16 protein-coding genes are annotated in these 22,061 nt (G+C 73.9%); 9 read left to right on the top strand and 7 right to left on the bottom strand.

What is annotated here, in order from left to right; genetic code table 11:
• The first annotated feature begins 286 nt into the window (after positions 1–286).
• Both ACZ466_RS11920 and ACZ466_RS11915 read left to right on the top strand, forming a co-directional pair.
• Entirely contained in the window at positions 287–1,456 is a 1,170-nt protein-coding gene (locus ACZ466_RS11920; protein ID WP_378279783.1) for an NAD(P)/FAD-dependent oxidoreductase, read from the top strand.
• 10 nt (positions 1,457–1,466) lie between these two features.
• Positions 1,467–2,402, top strand: a complete 936-nt coding sequence (locus tag ACZ466_RS11915; RefSeq protein ID WP_378279781.1) for a sigma-70 family RNA polymerase sigma factor — start codon at positions 1,467–1,469, stop codon at positions 2,400–2,402.
• Here ACZ466_RS11915 and ACZ466_RS11910 read toward each other — a convergent pair.
• From ACZ466_RS11910 to ACZ466_RS11890, 5 genes are all read right to left on the bottom strand, one after another.
• Positions 2,386–2,841, bottom strand: coding sequence for a SitI3 family protein (locus ACZ466_RS11910; RefSeq protein WP_378279779.1), 456 nt, complete (start codon positions 2,839–2,841; stop codon positions 2,386–2,388). The genes ACZ466_RS11915 and ACZ466_RS11910 overlap by 17 nt on opposite strands.
• 47 nt (positions 2,842–2,888) lie before the next feature.
• Entirely contained in the window at positions 2,889–3,539 is a 651-nt protein-coding gene (locus ACZ466_RS11905) for a response regulator (RefSeq protein WP_378279777.1), read from the bottom strand.
• A complete protein-coding gene (locus ACZ466_RS11900) occupies positions 3,527–4,768 on the bottom strand; it encodes a sensor histidine kinase (protein ID WP_378279775.1) in 1,242 nt (413 codons plus the stop codon). Before ACZ466_RS11900 ends, ACZ466_RS11905 begins: the two co-directional genes overlap by 13 nt.
• Positions 4,769–4,891: 123 nt before the next feature.
• On the bottom strand, positions 4,892–5,509 hold the full coding sequence (locus ACZ466_RS11895; protein WP_378279773.1) for a hypothetical protein: 618 nt from the start codon (positions 5,507–5,509) through the stop codon (positions 4,892–4,894).
• Between the two features lie 171 nt (positions 5,510–5,680).
• Positions 5,681–6,325 (bottom strand): AfsR/SARP family transcriptional regulator, encoded by a 645-nt coding sequence (locus ACZ466_RS11890; RefSeq protein ID WP_464043444.1) that lies wholly within the window; start codon positions 6,323–6,325, stop codon positions 5,681–5,683.
• A gap of 545 nt (positions 6,326–6,870) precedes the next feature.
• Here ACZ466_RS11890 and ACZ466_RS11885 point away from each other — a divergent pair.
• Positions 6,871–7,782 carry a chymotrypsin family serine protease gene (locus ACZ466_RS11885; RefSeq protein WP_378279769.1) on the top strand — a complete coding sequence of 304 codons (912 nt, stop codon included), beginning with the start codon at positions 6,871–6,873 and terminating at the stop codon, positions 7,780–7,782.
• Between the two features lie 73 nt (positions 7,783–7,855).
• Here the strand turns inward: ACZ466_RS11885 and ACZ466_RS11880 are convergent, their stop codons facing one another.
• Both ACZ466_RS11880 and ACZ466_RS11875 read right to left on the bottom strand, forming a co-directional pair.
• Positions 7,856–8,020, bottom strand: coding sequence for a hypothetical protein (locus ACZ466_RS11880; RefSeq protein ID WP_378279768.1), 165 nt, complete (start codon positions 8,018–8,020; stop codon positions 7,856–7,858).
• A gap of 19 nt (positions 8,021–8,039) precedes the next feature.
• A complete protein-coding gene (locus ACZ466_RS11875; RefSeq protein WP_378279766.1) occupies positions 8,040–8,600 on the bottom strand; it encodes a hypothetical protein in 561 nt (186 codons plus the stop codon).
• A 290-nt stretch (positions 8,601–8,890) separates the two neighbouring features.
• Between ACZ466_RS11875 and ACZ466_RS11870 the strand changes: the two genes are divergently transcribed.
• From ACZ466_RS11870 to ACZ466_RS11845, 6 genes are all read left to right on the top strand, one after another.
• Positions 8,891–9,121 (top strand): hypothetical protein, encoded by a 231-nt coding sequence (locus ACZ466_RS11870; RefSeq protein ID WP_378279764.1) that lies wholly within the window; start codon positions 8,891–8,893, stop codon positions 9,119–9,121.
• Entirely contained in the window at positions 9,118–9,882 is a 765-nt protein-coding gene (locus tag ACZ466_RS11865) for an ABC transporter ATP-binding protein (protein WP_378279762.1), read from the top strand. Before ACZ466_RS11870 ends, ACZ466_RS11865 begins: the two co-directional genes overlap by 4 nt.
• Before the next feature lie 3 nt (positions 9,883–9,885).
• Entirely contained in the window at positions 9,886–12,450 is a 2,565-nt protein-coding gene (locus ACZ466_RS11860; RefSeq protein ID WP_378279760.1) for an FtsX-like permease family protein, read from the top strand.
• 113 nt (positions 12,451–12,563) lie between these two features.
• A complete protein-coding gene (locus ACZ466_RS11855) occupies positions 12,564–13,016 on the top strand; it encodes a luciferase domain-containing protein (RefSeq protein WP_378279759.1) in 453 nt (150 codons plus the stop codon).
• 183 nt (positions 13,017–13,199) lie between these two features.
• Positions 13,200–20,960, top strand: a complete 7,761-nt coding sequence (locus ACZ466_RS11850; protein WP_378279756.1) for an SDR family NAD(P)-dependent oxidoreductase — start codon at positions 13,200–13,202, stop codon at positions 20,958–20,960.
• Positions 20,961–21,040: 80 nt separating this feature from the next.
• Complete coding sequence (locus ACZ466_RS11845; RefSeq protein ID WP_378279754.1) at positions 21,041–22,060, top strand: 3-oxoacyl-ACP synthase III family protein; 1,020 nt, start codon at positions 21,041–21,043, stop codon at positions 22,058–22,060.
• Position 22,061 lies beyond the last annotated feature (1 nt).

Below are 22,061 nucleotides of genomic sequence, written 5' to 3'. Positions count from 1 at the left end.
TCAGCGATCGCGTCGTCCTCTGCGGCGAACGGGCGGGCGTCCCCGGCCTGAACGGGCACAGCCTGCGTTCGGGGTTGGCCGTTTCGTCCAGGTGGAGTGAGCCGGAGCAGACCCGAGATCGCACGCTCGGCCCCCACCTTCGCGCCCTGGCCACCATCGCGAGGCTTGATTCGGAGGCTGCGCGGACGAGGTAGGCAGGCCCGGTGACGCGCTTCACAGTCGGCTCCTGTCAGGAATCGGGGCGCTGTCTCGCTCAAGGGGCAACGAACCAGACAGGAGCAACGCCATGAAGCACCGCATCCTCGTCCTCGGCGCCGGATACGCCGGGGCGTACGCCGCCGGGAACCTGGCCCGCCGCCTCTCTCCCGCCGACACCGAGATCACCGTCGTCAACGCCGAGCCCGACTTCGTCGAGCGGATGCGCCTCCACCAGCTCGCGGCGGGCCAGCGGCTCAGGACCCAGAAGCTCGCCGACATGTTCGCCGGGACCGGGGTGCGGCTGCGCCTGGCGCGCGTCACCTCCGTCGACCCCGAGGGAAAGACCGTCGCCATGACCGGCGGGGACGAACTCGCCTACGACACGCTCCTCTACTCGCTCGGCAGCCGGGTCGCCGACCACGGTGTCCCCGGCGTGGCCGAGCACGCCTTCAACGTTGCCGGGCGGCCTTCGGCGCTGCGTCTGCGCGAGCGCCTGGACAGCCTGGACGAAGGCGGGACCGTGCTGGTCGTCGGCGAGGGGCTGACCGGCATCGAGACCGCCACCGAGCTCGCCGAGTCACGGCCCGGTCTCTCGGTCGCGCTCGCCGCCCGCGGCGAGCTGGGCGCCTGGCTCTCACCCGGGGCCCGCCGCCACCTGCGCCAGGCGTTCGACCGGCTCGGCATCACGGTCCACGAGCACACCAGCATCGAGGCCGTCGAGCCGACGCGGGCGGTCGGCGCCGACGGCACCTTGTTCCCGGCCGAGGCGACCGTATGGACGGCCGGGTTCGCCGTCGACTCCATCGCGGCCGCCGCCGGCCTGAAGGTCGCCGAGACCGGTCAGATCGTCGTCGACCGCACCATGCGCTCGGTCTCGCACCCGGACGTCTACGCCGCGGGCGACAGCGTCCACGCGATCGGCGAGAACGGCCGGCGACTGCCGATGTCGTGCGCGTCGGCCGGCTACACCGGCGTCCAGGCGTTCGAGGCGATCGTGGGACGCCTGACCGGCGACCGGGTCTCGAACACCAAGCTGGTCTACGTCGGCAACCACATCAGCCTCGGGAGGCGGGACGGGATCCTCCAGATGGTCGACGGTGAGGCGCGATCGAAATCCTGGTACGTGGGCGGCAGGAAGGCCGCCCGTGTCAAGGCGGGCATCCTCAAGGGCGCCCGCTTGGGCGTGGCGCACCCGACCTTCGGCATGCCCAAGCGCAAGCGCCGCCTGGCCGCGGCACCCGAGAGGGTCGCCGCATAGGTTGGTCCTGATGGACAGCACCGCCATCGAACGGTTCGAGGCCAGCCGGGACCGGCTGGCCTCGCTCGCGTACCGTCTGCTCGGCTCGGCCGCCGACGCCGAGGACGCCGTGCAGGACGCGTTCCTGCGCTGGCAGGCCGCCGACCGGGAGCTGGTCGAGGTGCCGGAGGCCTGGCTGACCAAGATCGTCACGAACCTGTGCCTCGACCGGCTCCGCTCGGCGCAGGCACGCCGCGAGCGCGCGGTCGGCGCCTGGCTGCCCGAGCCGCTCCTGGAGGGCGACCCGATGCTCGGCCCGGCCGACACCTTCGAGCAGCGCGAATCGGTGTCGCTGGCCGTGCTGACCCTCATGGAGCGCCTCTCGCCGGTCGAACGGGCCGTCTACGTCCTGCGCGAGGCCTTCTCCTACGGCCATGCGGAGATCGCCGGGATCCTCGACATCACCGAGTCGTCGAGCCAGCAGCACGCCCACCGGGCCCGGCGCCGTGTCGCGGGCGCGCGCCGCGGCGGCGAAGTCGACCTCGCGTCCGCGCGCGAGGTCGTCGAGGAGTTCCTCGCCGCCGCCTCGTCGGGGCGCACCGAACGGCTGGTGGCGCTGCTCACCGATGACGCGACCGCGATCTCCGACGGCGCCGGACTGGCCAGGACGCTGCTGCGGTACGGGACCCCCGAACGCGTCGCCGTCGTCGCGCGGGCCGGGTTCACACCCACTCCCGCCAAGCGGCGGCTGGTCGGCGGTGCCCTCGCGATGCACTTCGGGCTGGTCAACGGCTCCCCGGCCATCCTCGCCGTGCTCGGCGACCAGGTCGTCGGCGCCGCGGCGTTCGAGATCAGCGGCGGCAAGGTCGCGACCGTCCGCGGCTTCGCCGCCCCGTCCCGCCTCGCCCGCCTCACCGAGACCTGGCGGCAGCACGAACCCGACGCGCCGATCATCGCCGAGTGGTGACCGCCGATTTGCTGAGCGCGTTCACAGGTTGGGGAGGGGTGTGCGTTCGTGGGGGCGGGGGAGGAGGGAGAGGAGGTAGGGGGGGCCAGAAGTCGTCGCGGTCGGAGATCATCAGTTTTCCGTTCCGGCGTAGGAGCCAGGTGATTTCTCCGGCGAAAGTCAGGAGAGCCGGGCCGTCGAATCGGTCGAGGATGGTCGTGGCCAGGCGGATCATGTCCCGGCGTTGCCGGGCGCCGTCTTCGAGCATGTCCAGGCGGAAGAGGACGTGGACGGTCGGGGTGAAGCCGAATTGCTCTTCGACGGGGTCGGGGAACGGGAGCGGGGACCGTTCGCCGGCCATCACCAGGAGTCCGCTGGGCAGGCGGGTCTGGGGCAGGACGCGGGCGACGCGGTCCGCGGGCTCGGGGCAGGCCAGTTCCAGCGCGTAGTCGATGGCCATGTGACGACCTCGCTTGCAGATGTGGGGCCCGCGGCTTTCGGTCAGTGCTACCGGGTGTTCTCCAGGTAGCGCAAGACGGCGGCGACGCGGCGGTCGGTGCGGTCGGCCGGGGCCAGGTCGAGCTTGGCGAAGATGTTGCGGATGTGCTTGTGGACGGCCCCGTCGGTGATGAAGAGGCGTTCGGCGATGGCGCTGTTGCCCAGCCCTTCGGCCATGACGGCGAGTACTTCCCGTTCGCGGGGGCTGAGGCGTTCGAGGGCGGTGTCGGGGCGGGTGCGGGTGAGGAGTTGCGCGACGACGTCGGGGTCGACGGCGGTGCCGCCCGCGGCCACGCGGTGCAGGGCGTCGATGAACTGCTCGACGCGGCCGACGCGTTCCTTGAGCAGGTAGCCGAGCCCGTCGGCGCCGCCGGAGAGCAGCTCGGTGGCGAACGCCTGCTCGACGTAGGCGGACAGCACGAGCACGGCCAGCCCCGGACGGCGGCGCCGGGCCTCGACGGCGGCGACGATGCCCTCGTCGGTGTGCGTCGGCGGCATCCGGACGTCCACGATCGCGACATCGGGTCCGTGCTCGTCGACGGCCTTCAGGAAGGCGTCCGGGCCGTCGGTGGCGGCGACCACGTCCAGCGACTCCGCGCGCAGCAGCAGCGCGAGGCCCTCGCGCAGCAGCAGGTCGTCCTCGGCGATCACGATCCGCATGGCAGCTCCACCTGGAGTGTCGTCGGCCCACCGGCCGGGCTGGTCAGGGTGAGGCGGCCGTCGTGCGCCTCGATCCGGCGGCGGATCCCGGTGATCCCGGAGCCGTGGCCCTCGTCGGCGCCGCCGGCGCCGTCGTCGTCGATCCGCAGGTGCAGCCGGTGGTCGTGCTGCCGGACGGTCACGGCGGCGTGCCGGGCGCGGCTGTGCTTGGCGATGTTGGTGAGCGCCTCGGCGACCACGAAGTAGGCGGTGGCCTCGACGGACGCGGCGCACCGGCCGGGCATGTCGACGTCGACGCGGCAGGGCACGGCGCAGTCGGCGGCGAGTCCGGCGAGGGCGCCGGTGAGGCCGCGGTCGTCCAGGACGGGCGGCAGGATGCCGCGCACGACCGTGCGGAGTTCGGCGAGCGCCTGCTCGGCGGCGGCCTGGGCGCGTTCGAGCATGGCGTCGGCGGTGGCGGGGTCGCGGGCGAGGGCGCGGCGGGTCGCGCCCAGCATGACGGTGACGGCGACGAGCCGGTTCTGGGTGCCGTCGTGCAGGGAGCGTTCGATGCGCCGCAGTTCGGTGGCGTGGGCGTCGAGCGCGGCGGCGCGGGTGGCCGACAGCTGCGCGATCCGGAGGGAGAGGTCGGTGTCGGAGGCGGAGGCCAGGAGCCGCCGTCCGGGCCAGGCCTGGAGGCGGGCCAGGACCGGGCTCAGGGCGACGAGCGCGGCCGCCCAGACCAGCCCCATCGGCACCACCAGCAGGGCGCCGGTGAAGTCGTGCACCAGCCACCATTCGGGTGACCGCTCCACGGGGCCGCCCGGGATCAGCCACCAGTACAGGGGGAAGGCGAGGTCGCGCATGACCCACAGCGGGAGGGACGCGCCGAAGACGCCGAGGAGCAGCCCGCAGGTGCCGTGGGCGGCGACCCAGCCCAGCTCGCGCCGGACGGCGGGGTCGGCGAGGGCGTCGCGCGCCCGGGGCGGCATCGGCGCGGGGCCGATGATCTCCGGGCCCCACCGCGACAGCCGGGCGCGTTCGCGTTCGGCGACGAGGCGCACCCCGCGCAGCGTGACGGGGAGCAGCAGGCGGCCCACGCCGATCAGGCAGGTCAGCGCGACCACGATCGCCCAGACCAGCGCGATCAGCGCCAGGACGGCGGTGCCGAGCCCGCCGACGATGTGCTCCAGCGCGTCCAGGGTGATCCGGGCGCGGGCCCGCACCCGCCGGCCGGTGTGGGTCGACATCCGCACCTCCTCGGCCAGGACGATAGGGCGCCGCGATGATCAGTGTCAGGCCGTCGCCGGAGGAGTACAGCCTGCTGTACCACGGGCGGAGGCCCGGACGGGCTCCGGGCCTCCGCCGCCGTGTCACCGGCTGGTGGGCTGGACGTTCCAGGAGTTGTCGCCCTGCAGCGTGGCGGTCACGTCGTAGACGTTGTTCGCGTAGTCCACCTCGGCGACGTTGGTGATGGTCTCGAGGTCCAGGATCTGGCCCTCGGTGAAGGTGCCGGCGGCCACCCAGTAGTTCGGGTGGGGCTGGAAGACCAGCTCCAGGTTGGGCTGCGCCTGCACCAGGTAGGTGCCGTTGCCGGACATTCCGATGCCGACGCCGGCGGTGTTCGCGGGCACCTCGGGCCCCTGCTTGATGTAAAGGCCGTTGCTGCTCGCGCCGGCCTTCCGCTCGAAGGTGAACGCCCCCTCGGTGTAGTCGAGGCCCACCGTGTTCAGCGCCGGGTCGGCCGGGTCGGCGTCCCAGGTCTGGGAGTCGTCGAAGATGACCCCCGGCACCAGCGTCCCGGGCTCGTTCCAGACGAACGAGTAGTCGATCGTCCAGCGGAAGGTGAGCTGGGTGGTCGGGTGCGCCGACTGGGCGAACCAGGCCAGCGAGAAGACGTCGCGCACGGTCGTGTCCGGCATCCGCTGGAACACGCAGAAGTCGAAGAAATTGGCCGACTGGTTGTCGACGCGCAGCACGTACTCGGTCATGGGATTCCTTCCAGATGATGAGGCCGGTCGTTCCGGCCGGGCGCCCGAATTCCTTTGCGGCGCCCTCTGCCGGACACTTCACCAAGGCCGTGTCACCGGTGCGTCACCGAATCGGTCCGCTCGGTGGTGATTCGTGATGGCGGCGGTAAAGGCGGCGGAAAAGCCGGCGTCCTAACGGCGGCGCTCCCCGTGCAGGATCTCCATGAGGGACAGCGGCGGGGTGACCCCGAGTTCGGTCTCCAGGAGATGCGCGTAGTGCCGGTAGCGTTCGACGGCCTGACTGTGGTTCCCCTCCGCCATGAGGGCCCGGATGAGGAGCCAGTGGGCGCTGTCGCGGAGATATTCGGCCTTGATCGCCCGTGCCGCGAGCGCGACCGCGTCGCCGGGGCGTCCGTCGGCCAGCAGCCTGTGCCCGGCCTCCTCCAGCGCCCGCACGCGCAGCCGGCGGTACGACTCCCGGTAGGGATCGACCCATTCCTCGAACCAGTACGGAAGCACGTCCCGGTCCAGGAGCCGCATTTCCTGCGCCCTTTCCGGCATGAGCCGTTCCTGGCCCGCCAGCACCCGGCGGGCCAGGTGCGCGCCCTGGCGCTGGTCCACCGAGACGGCGGGATCGATGCACATGCCGTTCCCGGCGGAACCGATCAGCACCGGGCCGATGCGCCTGATGCGCCAAAGACTGGTCCGCAGGTTGCCCCGCGCCCGCACCGGATCGCTGTCGGGCCACAGCGCGCTCACGACCGCATTCCGCGAGACGGGGGCGTCGGCGCACGCCACATAGGCCAGCAGCCGCTGCTCGGCCGGCGGGATGTTCACCGGACGTCCGTCCATTAAAAGGGCGAAGTCGCCCAGCAGTTCGAGACGGGCGGGAGCCGGCCCAGCGGCGGGTCCGGACGCCATTGCGAGGTGAATGGCCATGATGCTCCTCCTGTTCGGTTCCACGGCGCGGCGAAGCGGCGGAGCACAAAGTCATGCCGCCGGCTCCGAATAATGGCATTCGTCATCATCCGGGCTCGCCGAACGCTCCGGCCGGGTCATTCGAGCGTTCGGCAGGAACGTCCCAGCAGCATCCGGATAGGGCGTCACCGCCGCGTCACCGCGCGGTTCATTTGACGAACAAGCGAGCAATGATCTTGCAGTTATGGCTTTGCCGAATTAGCTGGACATGAAGTGATTTCACGGCGGCGGGCACGGCCATTCCGTGCCGTCCGGAGCGGTGACGGTCCGGTGACGGCCCGTTGCTGCGATGGCCGGGCGAGAAATTCTCCACGGCCGGACCGCCGAAAAGCCGCCGATCGCGCAGGGCGCACGGCGGCGAATCGAAAGGGCCGGCCGGACACAGAAGACGGAGACGAACACCCATGGCATCGAAAGCCCAGCTGCGGGCGGCGCACCACCAGATCAGCCGGCACATGGCCGGATCCGGCGCCGCCGACCTGCCGGTCCACACCTGTTACGTCGACGCGACCGCGCACACGGTCGTCGTGGGAATGCCGCATTCGGCGCTGCCGTCCGCGCCGGACCTGCGCGACACCCTGGACATCGACCCGGACGTGCCGCTGACGTTCGTCGCGGCCGAGCCCGCCGTGCGGCACGCCGGCAAGAGGCAGCCCAACTCGCCTCTGGTCGGCGGCCTGCTCATCTCGACCGACGGCGAGGGGACGCTCACCGTCGTGGGGAACATGAACGGCAGCAAGGGCTTCCTCACCGCCGGCCACGTGGTCGGGAAGACCGGGGTCCCGGTCTTCCAGCCCTACGAGAGCAACGACTACAACTACTTCGCGGGTACCGCGAGCAAGGTGAGCGACGTGGACGGGGGGACGACCGACTGCGCGTTCGTCGAGAGCCCGTCGGACCTCGGCGTGCGGCAGATCTGGAAGGCGGCGGACGCCTACTACCAGATCACCGACACCGGCGATCCCGCGGTGGGCGCGAAGGTCTACATGCAGGGCTCCCAGAAGCCCGACGAGCAGTCCGGCGTCGTGGCGCAGACCGGGGTCACCGTCACCTTCGACGACGGCACCACGAAGGTGAACCAGTGCTTCGGGACCTACACCGGCATCCCCGGCGACAGCGGTGCCCCGGTCTACGCCAAGACCGGCGGCGGCGACCAGGACGTCACGCTGCTGGGCATGCACATCGGCGGCCAGTCGGTCGACCTGCGCGGCATCCTGGACGACGTGAGCCCGCCGACCGGTCAGGGGGGTGACTACTCGATCTTCACCCCGTGGAACAGCATCGCCAATGACCTGCAGGTGATCCTGGACATCTGACCGCCGGCGGACGTCCGGTGAGGGGGACGTCCAGCGCGGGGGAGGCCCGAGGCCCCGGGCCTTCCCCGCGCCCTCATGCGGTCGGGGGGTCCCCGGCCAGGTCGGCGGGCTCCTCGTCGAACCAGCAGAACACCGGCGGGCCGGGGTACGGCATCAGCAGCCCGTACTCCCCGGCCTCCTCCGGTTCCGGCGTCTCGAACGCCGCCGGGTCGGGGAGCCGGCGGAAGTCGACGTCCATGGCACGTCCAGGCCCGGCCTCAGACCGTGCTCGGGACGTCGAGCCAGGTGATGAGCGACCGGCGGGCGTCCAGCAGCCGCATCTTGAGGGCGGTCGGCACGATCGGCCCGCCCGGCAGGTCGAGGGGCAGGTCGAGGGCGGTCCCGCCGGCGTGCCCGGTGGACAGCGGCCACCGGTAGACGTTGCGGGGCCAGTCGCACAGCTGGTCCACCGTCCAGGAGAACCAGGTGTCGAACGCCGTCCGGTCGGCGCGGGGGTCGAGGGCGCCCAGGTCGGCGATCCCCAGGCCGCGCATCCGCGCCCGCAGCCAGTCGACGGTGTCGGCGCCGGTCATGTCCGTCGTGGTCACCGTCTCCGCGATCCGCCGCACCATCCAGCTCCAGGGCACGAAGTGCCGGTACTCGCCCGTGGCCGCGCCGTCCCCGAAGCAGTCGACCGCGGTCCTCGACAGCTCGCTGAGGCGGGTCCGCCGGTAGTCGACGAGCATGATCGTCTCCTCCAGCCAGTTCCGGGAGGCCCGCGCGTCACCGGGATCCTCCCAGTCCGCCAGATCCAGGTACGTGTACGGACGTGCCGCCATCCTCGCCCCGCTTTCCTCCCCGTCCGGGCAGGCGGACGGGGAGCCGAACAGACACCGTCATGGTCGAGAGCCGCCGCGGACGGCCTTGACCACGCCCGCGACGGCTTCACCGCCCACCCCACCGGTTCGCCGTCACCATCCCGTCACCGCGAGCACGGCCAGAGGGCGGCCGGAGCGCGGCAGTACAGCCTGCTGTACCGAGGGTGACGCGATGGCTGGATCGTCCGTGCGGGGCCGCGCTCCTAGCGTTGTGGCACATCAACGGCAGTCCGACGAAGCAGGAGCGTCCCGTGGCGGATCCCTATCGAATCTCCGATGCGAGCGAGAAGCCCGAAGCGGCCGGCGGTGGTGGCGGGGTGCTGCGGCCGGTGCTGTGGCTGGTGCTGGCGATCAGCCTGGCCGCCAACGTGCTGACCTCGTCGATCGGCGAGAACGTGCTGATCGGGAGCGTGTTCGGGGCGTGCGCCCTGGCCTCCGGCATCACGCTGATCGTCCACCACTACAAGCACCGCCGCCGGTGAGCAGGACCGCCGCCGAGCAGGCGCACCCGCAGGCGTCCCAGGGGACGCCCGCCGTCGCGCTGGAACAGGTCTCCAAGGTCTACCCGGGCGGAGTGCGGGCGCTCCACGAGGTGTCCCTCACCGTCGAGCGAGGCACGTTCCTCGCCGTGATGGGGCCGTCCGGGTCGGGCAAGAGCACGCTGATGCACTGCGCCGCGGGCCTGGACGCGCCCACAGGCGGGAGCGTCTTCATCGACGGCACCGCGATCGGCGGGCTGAACGAGACCCGCCGCACCGAGCTGCGCCGCGAACGCGTCGGGTTCGTGTTCCAGTCCTACAACCTGGTGCCCTCGCTCAGCATCGCCGACAACATCACGCTGCCGCTGCGGCTGGCGGGCAGGGCGCCGGACCGGGACTGGGTCCGGACGCTGGTCGAACGGGTCGGGCTGGCCGGACGCCTCGACCACCGTCCCGCCGAGCTGTCCGGCGGCCAGCAGCAGCGGGCCGCGATCGCGCGGGCGCTGGTCACCAGGCCCGCGGTCGTGTTCGCCGACGAGCCGACCGGCGCGCTCGACCTGCGCACCGCCCGCGAGGTGCTCGCCCTGCTGCGCGACCTGGTCGGCGGCCTCGGCCAGACGGTGGTGATGGTCACCCACGACCCGGCCGCCGCCGCGCGCGCCGACCGGGCGCTGGTCATGGCCGACGGGCGCGTCGTCGACACCCTCGAATCCCCCACCGCGGCCGGCCTGGCCCACCGCATCACGACACTGGAACTGGAGTAGGCGATGCTGCACCTGGCGCTGCGCATGGCCCGCCACAGGATCGCCGCGCTGCTGGCCATCGCGTGCGCCACCCTGGGCGGCGGCGCGTTCGTCACCGGCATCGGAGTGCTGGCCGAGTCGGGGCTGCGCTCGCACGCCCCGGCCGACCGGCTCGCCCGCGCCGACGTGGTGGTCTCGGCCCCGCAGACCTACAAGCCGGAGGGCGACCTCCCGATCGCGCTGCCCGAGCGGGCGCGGGTTCCGGGCGCCCTGGCCGGACGGCTCGCCGCACTGCCCGGCGTGACCGCGGCGGTCGGCGACATCGGCTTCCCCGCCGCCGTCGTCGACGGGCGCGGCGGGCTCGTACCGGCCGGGGACCCGCGCACCGCGGGCCACGGCTGGTCCTCGACCGCGCTGCTGGACGGCCCGCGCGTCACCGGCACGGCCCCCGCCGGACCGGACGAGGTCGCCGTGGACGCCCGCACCGCCGCCGCTGCGGGCGTGGCCCCGGGCGGACGACTGCACGTGGTCGCGGCCGGGCGCCGCGCCGCGTACCGCGTCTCCGCGGTCGTCGCGACCTCCGGGAACGGAGGCGGGGACGCGAGCGGAATCTACTTCGCCGACTCCACCGCGCAGCGGCTCGCCGGACGCGACCGCGGCGCGCCTCCCGCGCAGGCCGGCGCCGTCGACCTGATCGCGCTGCGCACCGCCCCGGGCGCCCGCGCGCGGGTCGAGACGGCGGTCCGCGGCATCGCGCGGCAGCACGGGCTCACCGTGTCCACCGGGGCGGCCCGCGGCGACGCCGAGACCCCCGAGGCGATGGCCGCCCGCAACGTCCTGCCGGTGCTGGCGGGCTCCCTCGGCGGGGTCACCCTGCTGATCGTCGGGTTCATCGTCGGCGGCGCGCTGGCGGTGTCGATCGGGGCGCAGCGCCGCGACCTCGCCCTGCTGCGCGCCGTCGGCGCGACCCCCAAGCAGGTCCGGAGGCTGGCCGCGGCCCAGGCGCTGATCGTCACGGCGGTCACGCTGGTCCCCGGCATCCCCCTCGGCTACCTGCTGGCCGAACGGCTCCGGCGGCTGCTGGCGTCGTCCGGGATGCTCGCCCCGGAACTGCCGCTGACCCTCAGCCCCCTTCCGGCGGTGGCGGCCGCGCTGCTGATGCTCGCCGTCGTCCAGGTGGCCGCCTGGAGTTCGGCGCTGCGGGCGTCCCGGATGCCCGCCACCGAAGCCGTCGCCGAGTCGCGCAGCGAACCCCGCACCCCGTCCGCGCGCCGCGGCTTCTTCGGGCTCCTGCTGCTCGCCGCCGCCAACGTCGTCGCGGTCGCGCCCCTGCTGGCACGGTCGCAGGCCGGGGCGGCGGTGACCGCCCTCGCCGGCATCCTCGCCGCGATCGGGCTCGGCCTGGCCGGGCCCGTGCTCGTCCGCCGGCTCGGCGACGCGCTCGCGCGCAGGCTGCCGCCGCGCGCCGCCGCGCCGACCTGGCTGGCCGTGGCCAACAGCCGCGGGTACGCGCTGCGCGTCGCCGGAGCCGTCACCACCCTCGCCATGGCCGTGGTCTTCACCCTCACCTACGCCCTCACCCAGACCACCGTGCTGTCGGCCACGAACGAGGACGTCCGGGCAGGCACCCGGGCGCAGCTCAGCCTGAGCGCGCCCGGACTCGGGGGCCTGCCCGCAGACCTGCCCGCCGCCGTCGCCGCCACCCCCGGCGTGCGGGCCGCGGCCCCGGTCACCACCACCACGGTCCTGTGGTCGTACCGGATGCTGGGCGACGAGGTCGTCGACAGCCGCTCCGCGCTCGTGCTGACCCCGGCCGCGCCCTCCGTGCTCGACCTGGACGTGCGCGAAGGCGACCTGGCCGACCTCACCGGCGCCACCGTCGCGGTCGACTCCGACGCCGCAAAGTCGCGCGGCGCGCGGGTGGGGAGCACGGTCAGCCTCGTCCTCGGCGACGGCGCCCGCGTCAACGCCCGGGTCGTCGCCGTCTACGGCCGCGGACTCGGCTTCGGCCCCGTCGCGGTCTCCCGCGACCTCGCCGCCGGGCACACCACCACGGGACTCGACCAGACCCTCATGGTCCGCACCGACGGGACGGCGGCGGCGCAGCGCGGCCTGGCCGCGCTCGCCGCGACCCGTCCCGGCCTGGCGATCGACGACAACGGCCGGGGCGGGGCGAACGACCTCGACACGATCCCGCCCGAGCTGTGGATCAACGTCGCCGTGCTCGCGGTGCTCCTCGGCTACCTGCTCCTCGGCATCGCCAACAAGCTCATCGCCACCACCGTCCAGCGTCGCCACGAGATCGCCGCGCTCCAGCTGATCGGCGCGACCCCGGGCCAGATACGCTCGATGATGCGCCGGGAGGCCGCGCTCATCTGCGGCGTGGCCCTGGGCGCGGGCGTCCTGCTGTCGGCCGTCCCGCTCGCGCTCCTGTCGGCCGGATTCCTGCACCGCCCGTGGCCGGCCGGGCCGCCCTGGCTGCTCCCGGCCGTCGCGGCGGTGGTCGCCGCGATCGCCTTCGCGACCATGGAGATCCCGACCCGCCGGGCGCTGCGCGTCCCGCCCGCGCAGGCCCTCACCCGCGGCTGACCGGCGGTTCCTGGTGCCTTCCGGAATTCCTGGAAGGCACCAGGAATGCGTGGAAGGCACCAGGACGTGCGGTGATCGGGTCCATGGTCGCGTGTTCGGCCACGCTGGAGTTCATGAGCCGAGGACGCAGCCACCAGTCCGTCTCGTACGCCGAGCTCGCGATCGACCGCTTCCGGAACTGGCCGCTGAAGGCATGCCGCTCCGACTGCCCGCCCGGCCGCGCCCTGGCCCTGCCGGGACTGCAGATCGTCCACTTCCACCAGGGGGACCTGGCCGAGGTCTTCCTCACCAAGCAGCTCATCTGCCGCCTCACCGCCACCCTGACCGGCTCCGGCCGCGTCGACATCGCCCAGGACAGCGACTGGATCCAGGTGCATCTGGACACCGAGGGCGACCTGTTCCTCCTGGAGTCGCTGGTCAGCCTCGCCATCCAGGCCAGCGACCCGGCCCGCCGGCAGCTCCGCTCGGCCCACGCGGACTGCCCCCACGCCAAACCCGTCAGGACGGCCGGCGCCCGGCTGCGCTCGATGCGGTGCTCGCCCAGAACGAGCGCCACCTCGTCCTGACCTGCGATCCCAGGACTCCCGCGCGTTGCCATGCTCCCCATAGGTGACGTTGCGTCTACCTCGTAGCGAGAGAACCGCGTCGCGCCCGCCTGTTGCCGACGATCACGCCTTCCCAGCAAGCTCTTAGTGGCAAATCGGCTACTAAGCGTGACTTTCTCGGGGTCGCGTGGGAAGCGGGTGGGCATGGGCGAAAGCCCGGACGGGTTCGGTGACGGGGGAGGGGCCGGCCGCGGGGGCGGGGCCGGCGGCGGGAACGGGTTCGGCGGCCGGAACGGATCCGGCGGCGGGGCGGTCGCGATCGTCGGGGTGGGCTGCCGCCTGCCCGGGGGCATCGCCGACCTGGACGGGCTGTGGACGGCGCTGGAGCGGGGCGACGACCTGGTCGGCCGGGTGCCGCCGGACCGGTTCGACGCCGACCTGTTCGTCGACGAGCGCGTCCCGCGGGTGAGCAGGAGCTACACCCGGGCGGGCGGATTCCTGGACCTCGACCTCGCCGCCTTCGACGCCGCCTACTTCGGGATCTCGCCGAAGGAGGCCGCGGCGATGGACCCGCAGCAGCGGCTCCTGCTGGAGATGGCGGTCGAGGCGCTGGACGACGCGGGCATCGACCCGGCCGCCCTGGCCGGCTCCGACACCGGCGTGTTCGTGGGCATCTCCGATCCCGCCTACGGCACGCTGCAACTGCTGGAGCCGGGCGGCGCCAACCCGTACACGATGTCGGGCGGGACGCTGTCGATCGCGTCCAACCGGCTCTCGCACGTCTTCGACCTGCGCGGCCCGAGCATGAGCATCGACACCGCGTGCTCGTCGTCGCTGCTGGCGGTGGAGCGCGGCTGGCGGACGCTCGTCGAGGGCCGCAGCCGGGTGGTGCTGGCCGGCGGCGTGAACGTGCTGCTCAGCCCCGGCCCGTACATCGGGTTCAGCCAGGCGTCGATGCTGTCGCCGACCGGCCGGTGCCGGGCGTTCTCGGCCGAGGCGGACGGGTTCGTCCGGGCCGAGGGCGGTGGCGTGGTGGTGCTCAAGCGGCTCGGGGACGCGGTCGCCGACGGCGACCGGATCCACGCGGTGATCGTGGGGGCCGGCACCAACAACGACGGCCGCACCATCGGCCTGTCGCTGCCCAACCCCGAGGCCCAGGAAGACCTGCTGCGGCAGGTCTACGCCCAGGCCGGGGTGGCCCCCGACGACGTCGTGTACGTCGAGGCGCACGGCACCGGGACCCTGGTGGGCGACCCGGCCGAGTGCCGGTCGCTGGGCCGGGCCCTGGGGCAGGGGCGCACGCGCGGGCCGCTCCCGATCGGGTCGGTGAAGAGCAACCTCGGGCATCTGGAACCGGCGTCGGGCATGCCGGGCCTGTTCAAGGCCCTGCTGGTGCTCAGGCACAAGACGGTTCCGGCGTCGTTGCACGCGGACACGCTCAACCCCGACATCGACTTCGAGGGGCTGGGCCTGTGCGTGGCCACGCGCCCGGTGCCGCTCCAGGAGACCGGCGGACGCTCCGTGGTCGGCGTCAACTCGTTCGGATTCGGGGGCGCGAACGTCCACCTCGCCCTGGCCGCACCACCGCCCTCGGCGGGCGGCGCGGCCGAGTCGGGGGAAACGGCGGCGGGGTTGCCGGTGGTGGTGTCGGCCCGCACCCGTCCCGCGCTGCAGGAAGCCATGGCGGCGGCAGCCGGGGCGCTGGCGTCCACCGACGAGCGGGACTTCTACGACGTCGCGTACACCGCCTCGCGGCGGCGCGGCACGCACGCCCACCGCGCCGTGGTCGTGGCCGATACGCCCGCCGCCGCGGCCCGGGCCCTGACCGGCACCGGATCGGTCGCGGTGGGGGAGGCGGTCGAGCACGGCCGGGTCGCGCTGGTCTTCTCCGGCAACGGTTCGCAGTGGGCGGGGATGGGCGCCGACCTGCTGGAGGACGAGACGTTCCGCGCGGCGGTCGCGGCGGTGGACGCCGAACTGGCGCCGCTGCTGGGCTGGTCGGTGCGGGAGGAGCTGGAGGCGCCCGCCGAGCGGTGGCGGCTGGCGGAGACGGAGGTCGCCCAGCCGCTGCTGTTCGCCGTGCAGGTGGGCGTGGCCGCGATGCTCAGGGCGTCCGGCGTGCGCCCCGCCGCCGTGCTGGGCCACAGCGTGGGCGAGGTCGCCGCCGCGTACACCGCCGGGGCGCTGTCGGCGGCGCAGGCGGCCAGGGTGATCGCCGAGCGCGGCAACGCTCAGGCGCTCACGCGGGGGCATGGGCGGATGGCCGCGGTCAGGCTCCCCGAGTCCGCCGCCCGGCAGCTGCTGCGCGCCTACCCGGGGGTGGAGATCTCCGCGGTCAACAGCGACCGCGACATCACCGTGGCCGGTCCCGCGGACTCGTTGAAGCGGCTCGGCGAGGACATGGCCGCACGCGAGGTCTTCTTCCGCGAGCTCGACCTGGACTACGCCTTCCACAGCGCGGCCATGGATCCGGTCCGCGAGGGCCTGGCGGCGGGGCTGGCCGGGCTGGAACCGGAGCCGGGCAGGATCCCGCTGGTGTCGACGGTGACCGGAGCGGTGGTGCAGGGGACGGAGCTGGACGCGGCGTACTGGTGGCGGAACGTGCGCCGGCCCGTGCGGTTCGCGGCCGCCGTCGAGCACGTCATCGACGCGGGCTGCGATGTGCTGCTGGAAGTCGGCCCGCATCCGGTCCTGCGCTCCTACCTGCGCCGCATCAGCGGCAACGCCCGCACGCGCGGCGCCGTGGGAGCGACGCTGCGGCGCGGCGAGCCCGGCCGCGCGTGCATGCGCGACGCGGTCGCGCACCTCATCGCGGTCGACGCCCGCATCGACTGGGACGACCACTTCCCCCGGCCGGGCGCGGTGCGGCCGCTGCCCGCCTATCCCTGGCAGCGGGAGCGGCACTGGATCGGGCAGCCCAGCGCCTGGGTGCCCAGGATGGGGGTCGCGGCCCTCCAGCATCCGCTGCTGGGCGAGCGGATGCCGTCGCCGCGGCCGATGTGGGGCGGCGAGCTCGACCCGGGCCGGGTGCCCTGGCTGAACGACCACCGCGCCGGCGGCGTCCCCGTCATGCCCGCCACCGGCTACCTGGAGATGATGATCGCGGCCGGACGGCTGGCGCTGCCCGAGGCGGCCGAGGCGGTGGAGGTCGACCGGGTCGACATCTCCCGGGCGCTGGTGCTGACCCCGGCGACCGAGAACGAGCCGGTGTGCTCCGGCCTCGGCCTTGACCCCGAGACCGGTCTGGTCACGGTGGCGAGCGCCGAGGACAGGACCAAGCAGCCCCGCGAGAACTGCCGGGGCCGGGTGCGGGCCCTGCTGCGCCCCGCCCCGCCGCCGGTGGACGTGGCCGGGCTGCGCGCCCGCGTCGCCGCCCCCGTCGACGTCGCCGACTACTACGCCCGCGCCGCCGAGGGGAACATGGCGTGGGGGCCGCACTTCCAGGTCCTGACCGGCCTGTGGCAGGGGAACGGGGAGGTCCTGGGCGAGTACTCCTGCCCGGCCCAGGAGGACGACCGCTACCAGGCGCATCCGGTGGTGCTGGACAGCGCGCTGCAGGCCGGGGTGCTGTGGCTGGTGGAGGAACTGCGCTCGGGCACCGGGTACATGCCCGCGTCCATCGGCTCGGTCCGGTTGTGGGGACGGCCCGCGGCCGAAGGGCTGCTGCACGTCCGGGAACGTTCGCGCACCGCGGAGGAGGTCTGCTGGGACATCACCATCACCGACCTCCAGGGCCGCGTCTCCGTGGAGATGCGCGAATGCCGGCTGCGCCGCCTCCGCGGCTCGCTCAGCGCACCGCTGGCCCGCTACGAGACGGTGCTGCGCGCCGCGCCGCGAGGCGGCCAGGTCGCGGGTGGACGGCGCGCGGCCGACCCCGTCGAACCCGCTGAGATCCTGGCCGGAGCCGCCGGGCCGATCGACCGGCTGCGATCGGCGTGGCACGAGCTGGACTACGGGCGGTTCGCGACACTGGCCGAGAAGACCTTCGCCCACGCGCTCGCCCACGCCCTGGCCCGCGCGCTCGGCGCGCTCGACACGGCCGAGACCTTCACCCCGGAGCAACTGGCGGAGATCTGCCACGAGCCCCACCACCGGCTGATGCTGCACCAGGCGCTCCCGCTGCTGGAACGGCACGGACTTCTGGAACGGGCGAGCGGCACGCACCTGCGCTGGGCGACGCCGCCGGAGGACGCGGACGAACTGCACCGGGATCTGGTCTGGCAGGGCACCGGCTTCGCCGCCCACGGCACGCTGGCGGTACGGGTCGGCAGGCATCTGCCCGACCTGCTGAGCGGGCGGCGCACGGCGGCCGACCTGCTGTCCGGCGGCGGAGGGGCCGACCTGCTGGAGCAGTTCCACGAGATCGGGCCCGTGTCGCTGTTCGTCAACAGGATCGTGCGGGCGCTGGTGGAGGAGATCGTCCGGGAGTGGCCCGCGGACCGTCCGCTGCGCGTCCTGGAGGTGGGCGCCGGAAGCGGGGGGACGACCGCCGCGGTGCTGCCGGTCCTGCCCGCCGACCGGGTCCGCTACACCGTCACCGACGCTGCCGAGACGGCCCTGGCCAAGCTCCGGCAGCGGTTCTCCGACAGCGATGTCGTCGACCACGTCCGGCTGGACCTCGACCGCGACCCCGGCGGGCAGGGCCTGCCCCTGGGCTGCTTCGACCTCGTGATCGCGGTCGACGCCCTGCATCTGGCCGAGGACGTCACCGCCTCGCTGCGGCACCTGTCGGCGCTCCTGGCCCCGGGCGGCCGGCTGCTGGCCGCCGAGCCGCACCGGGCCGGGCCGCTGCTGCCCATCCTGGGGATGCTGGAGGAGTTCTGGCGGTTCCGCGACCGCGACCTGCGCCCGCGTTCGCCGCTGCTGTCCCGCGACCAGTGGCCGGCGGTGCTGGCGGAGGCGGGGTTCACCGGCGTCGTCCAGACCGGTGACGATCGCGAGCCCGGTCGCGACGACTTCTCGGTCATGCTCGCCTCCGCGTCCGCCACGCCGGTGCCGGACGAACCGCGCCTTGAGGAAACGGGTATCGACGCGCCGGAGCCGGACGGCCGCGACGCCTGGATCATCGCCGCCGAGGACGACGACGGCCTGGCCGCCAGGCTCGAAGCGGTGCTGAGCGAGCGCGGCGCGCACGCCGGCCGGTCGCCCCTCGGTGCCGATCCCGATCACTGGGTGTCCCGCGTGCCGTCGGACGTCCGCACCGTCACCTTCGCCGTCCTCCTGGGCGGGGAAGATCCCGGCGGTCCGGAGGCGGTCGTCGAGCAGATCACCCGGCGGGCCGCCGCGCTGCGCGGCATCGTGCTCGCGTGCGAGCAGCTGCCGCAGGATCTGCCGGTCTCGCTGTGGCTGGTCGCGCGCCCGTGCGGCGCCCTGCCCGAACCCGACCTGCCCGATGTGGAGACGTACCCGCAGGACGCGGCCACCTGGGGTTCCGTGCGATCGCTGGGCAACGAGCACCCGCGGCTGGCGGTACGGCGCGTGTGCCTGCATCCCACCGGTGACGCGGCCCTCGACGCCGATCGCCTGGCGGCGGAGCTCCTGGAGCCGGACGAGGAGGACGAGATCCTCCTCACCGGCCGGGGCCGCTTCGTCCCGCGCCTGCGGGAGGCGCCGCCCGCGACCGTCACCATGTCCGGAGCCTCCCCGGACGCCTCCTCGGACGTCTCGCCGGACGCGCCGTCCGGCGGCGACCTCTGCTACCGGCTCGCGGTGCACGATCCCGGACTGTCGTACGGCCTGGCCTGGCACCAGACCCGCAGGCCGGTGCCGGAGCCCGGCCAGGTGGCGATCGAGGTGCGGGCGGCCGGGGTCAACTTCCGCGACGTGATGCGCGCGGTGAACATGCTGCCCACCGAGGCGATCGAGGCGGTCTTCGGGTGGCACGAGCTCGGCCTGGAATGCGCCGGGATCGTCACCGCCGTCGGCCCCGGCGTCACCGGCCTCCAGCCGGGCGACCGCGTCGTCACGGCCGGGCCGGTCGGGTTCGGCGACCACACCGTCGCCGACGCCTGGGCGGCCGGGCGGATCCCCGACGGCCACACCTTCGCCCAGGCCGCGACGCTGCCCATGGGGCTGGCCACCGCGTTCCACTCGCTCGTCCACTGCGCGCGGGTGAGGGCCGGGGAGATCGTCCTGGTGCACGGCGGCGCGGGCAGCGTCGGGCTGGCCGTGCTGCACATCGCCCGGCGCCTCGGCGTGCGGGTGATCGCCACGGCCGGCACGCCCGCCAAGCGGGACCTGCTGCGCGCCCTGGGCGCCGAGCACGTGCTGGACTCGCGCAGCCTGGAGTTCGCCGAGCGGGTGCGGGACCTGACCGCGGGCCGCGGCGTGGACGTCGTGATCAACTCGCTGGCGGGCGAGGCCGTCAGCCGGGGCTTGGAGACGCTGCGGCACGGGGGCCGGTTCATCGAGCTGGGCAAGCGCGACATTTACGAGAACCAGCCCCTGCTGCTGCGGCCGTTCGGCGACAACCTCTCCTACTTCGGCGTGGACGTGGGCACCCTGATGTGGAAGGACCCCGAGCGGGCCGCCGAGGACATGGGCGTATGGCTCGACCTCTACCGCTCCGGGGAGATGGCCGCGCTGCCCCACACCGTCTACCCGGCGGCGCGCGTGGACGAGGCGTTCGCGCTGATGCGCCACTCGCGGCACATCGGCAAGGTCGTCGTCTCCTTCGACCCGCGCGACGAACCGGTCGCCGTCCGGCCGGAACGCACCGCCCCGACGCTCGACCCCGACGGCACCTACCTGGTCACCGGAGGGCTGAGCGGGTTCGGCGCGGTGACGGCCCGCCGGCTGGCCGGTCTCGGAGCGCGCCATCTGGCCCTGGTCGGCCGCCGGGGCGCGGACACGCCCGAGGCGTCCGGCCTGCTGGCGGACCTGCGCGGCGAGGGCGTCTCGGTGAGCGTCCACGCCGCCGACGCCGCCGACCGCGCCGCCATGGGCCGGATCCTCGACGACCTCGACGCCGGAGGCCACCCGGTGCGCGGGATCGTCCACGCGGCGATGCACCTGGACGACGCCCCGCTCACCGAACTGCCCGACGAGCGGATCCGCGCCGTCCTGCACCCCAAGGTCGCCGGCGCGATGGTGCTGGACGACCTCACCCGCGACCGCCCGCTGGACCTGTTCGTCATGTACTCGTCCATCGCCGCGCTCGGCAACATCGGCCAGTCGTCCTACGCCGCCGCCAACCTGTACCTGGAGGCGCTGGCACGCCACCGCCGCCGCCATGGCCGCCCGGCGCTCACGATCGCCCTGGGCCCGCTGGCGGAGACCGGCGTCCTGGCGCGCGGCGGCGAGGGGCAGGCGCAGGCGCGGGCGCTGGCGGTGTTCGGCGGCGAGACGATGCGTCCCGCGCAGGCCCTCGCCGCCGTCGAGGACATGGTGACCGAGGGGGCCGGGGCGGCGCTGGTGGGCCGCTTCGACTGGGCCCGCCTCAGCCGTGCCCTGCCCGCCCTGCGGCGGCCGATGACGGCGGCGCTGCTGCCCGCCGGTCTGGAGGAGCAGGAGGCCGGGCAGGCGCAGCTGCTGGAGATGCTCGCCCGGATGGACGGCGAGGGGGTGCGGGCCTTCCTCGTCGAGCAGATCACCCAGGGGCTGTCGGAGGTCCTGCTCGTGCCCGCCGACCAGATCGCCCCCGACCGCCGGTTGGACGAGTACGGGATGGACTCCCTCATGGCCGCCGAGCTGCTGGCCTCGGTGCGGGCGCGGTACGGCATCGACATCCCGCCCATGGAGCTGCTGCGCAGCGGCGGGACCGTCGCCGACATCGCCCAGGTCGTCCTGCTGCGCCTCGGCCTCTCGACGGGCGACACCGCGCCGCGCGTCCCCGCGCCCCGCGCTTCCGCGCCCCAGGCGCCCGAGTCACCGGGCGGCCCCGCCTCCCAGGGAGCCGCGTTCGGCGAAGGCGGGGCGGAGAGCCCGTCGGCCGACGCCGATTCCTTCGCAGGTCAGGCCGGGTGACCCGGTCTGCGAAGAGCCGTGACCTCATCCCCCGCCATCCCCGTCACACCCCTCCCCCCGCACCGCATCTGGAGTTCGACGTGAGCACGACCTACACCCGGCTGGCCGCCGTCGCCGCCCATCTGCCGGAGACCACGCTGACGACCGCCGAGCTGGAGGAGCGGCTGGCCGAGCGCAACCCCGGGCTGGACCTGCCGCGCGGCCTGATCCTCGACGGCAGCGGGGTGCGGCGGCGGCATGTCGCCGACCCGTCCGACCGGCCGTCCGACCTGGCCGCCGCCGCGGGCCGCAAGCTCCTGGACGAGCACGGCGTCCACCCCGGCGACCTGGACCTGATCATCTACGCGGGGGTGTCCTCCGACCTCGTGGAGCCCGCCACGGGACACGTGGTCGCGGCCAAGCTGGGCGCCGACTGCCCGGTCTTCGACGTGCGCAACGCCTGCAACAGCGTGCTGAACGCGATCGAGGTGGCCGACACGCTGATCGGCGGCGGCCGGTACCGGCGGGTGCTGATCTGCTGCGGCGAGCTGCCGAGCGCCATCACCCCGTGGACCGTCGGCGGCACCGAGGAGTTCTTCACCGTCGCGGCCAGCTACACCGTCTCCGACGCCGGCGCCGCGCTGCTGCTGGAGGCCGGCGGCTCCCCGGGCGTGCTCGCCCACGCCTTCACCGCCTACTCGGCGGCGTGGGAGGCCGCGGTGGTCCCGGTCCTGGACTTCAACAGCGATCCGCTGGCCGGTCCGCCGCGGCTCGGCCCCCTCGTCGTCAGCGGCGTCAAGCTGCTGGGGGGCTTCGAGAAGATCGACTCCACGGTCTTCCACAAGCCCCTCGCGGACCTGGGGCTGACCTGGGACGACATGGCGGCGATCTGCGTCCACCAGGCCTCGCTGCCGATGCTGTGGAAGTTCTGCGACCACGTGGGGATCCCGCCGGGCAAGGTCGTCGTCACCATCGCCCAGCACGGCAACATGGTCGCCGCCACCCTGCCCGTGCAGCTGGCGATGGCGGTGGAGTCGGGCCGGGTCCGGCGCGGCGACCTGGTCGCCATGATCGGGCTGGCCAGCGGGGTCAGCGCCGGCATCGCCGTGGTCCGGTGGTGAG

This window comes from Actinomadura rugatobispora (assembly GCF_055379765.1).
This window is presented reverse-complemented; position numbering and strand designations above follow the sequence as displayed.

Coding starts and splice junctions, on each gene's coding strand:
- ACZ466_RS11920 (WP_378279783.1), top strand. CDS start 287: ATGAAGCACCGCATCCTCGTCCTCGGCGCCGGATACGCCGGGGCGTAC.
- ACZ466_RS11915 (WP_378279781.1), top strand. CDS start 1,467: ATGGACAGCACCGCCATCGAACGGTTCGAGGCCAGCCGGGACCGGCTG.
- ACZ466_RS11910 (WP_378279779.1), bottom strand. CDS start 2,841: ATGGCCATCGACTACGCGCTGGAACTGGCCTGCCCCGAGCCCGCGGAC.
- ACZ466_RS11905 (WP_378279777.1), bottom strand. CDS start 3,539: ATGCGGATCGTGATCGCCGAGGACGACCTGCTGCTGCGCGAGGGCCTC.
- ACZ466_RS11900 (WP_378279775.1), bottom strand. CDS start 4,768: ATGTCGACCCACACCGGCCGGCGGGTGCGGGCCCGCGCCCGGATCACC.
- ACZ466_RS11895 (WP_378279773.1), bottom strand. CDS start 5,509: ATGACCGAGTACGTGCTGCGCGTCGACAACCAGTCGGCCAATTTCTTC.
- ACZ466_RS11885 (WP_378279769.1), top strand. CDS start 6,871: ATGGCATCGAAAGCCCAGCTGCGGGCGGCGCACCACCAGATCAGCCGG.
- ACZ466_RS11880 (WP_378279768.1), bottom strand. CDS start 8,020: ATGGACGTCGACTTCCGCCGGCTCCCCGACCCGGCGGCGTTCGAGACG.
- ACZ466_RS11875 (WP_378279766.1), bottom strand. CDS start 8,600: ATGGCGGCACGTCCGTACACGTACCTGGATCTGGCGGACTGGGAGGAT.
- ACZ466_RS11860 (WP_378279760.1), top strand. CDS start 9,886: ATGCTGCACCTGGCGCTGCGCATGGCCCGCCACAGGATCGCCGCGCTG.
- ACZ466_RS11855 (WP_378279759.1), top strand. CDS start 12,564: ATGAGCCGAGGACGCAGCCACCAGTCCGTCTCGTACGCCGAGCTCGCG.
- ACZ466_RS11850 (WP_378279756.1), top strand. CDS start 13,200: ATGGGCGAAAGCCCGGACGGGTTCGGTGACGGGGGAGGGGCCGGCCGC.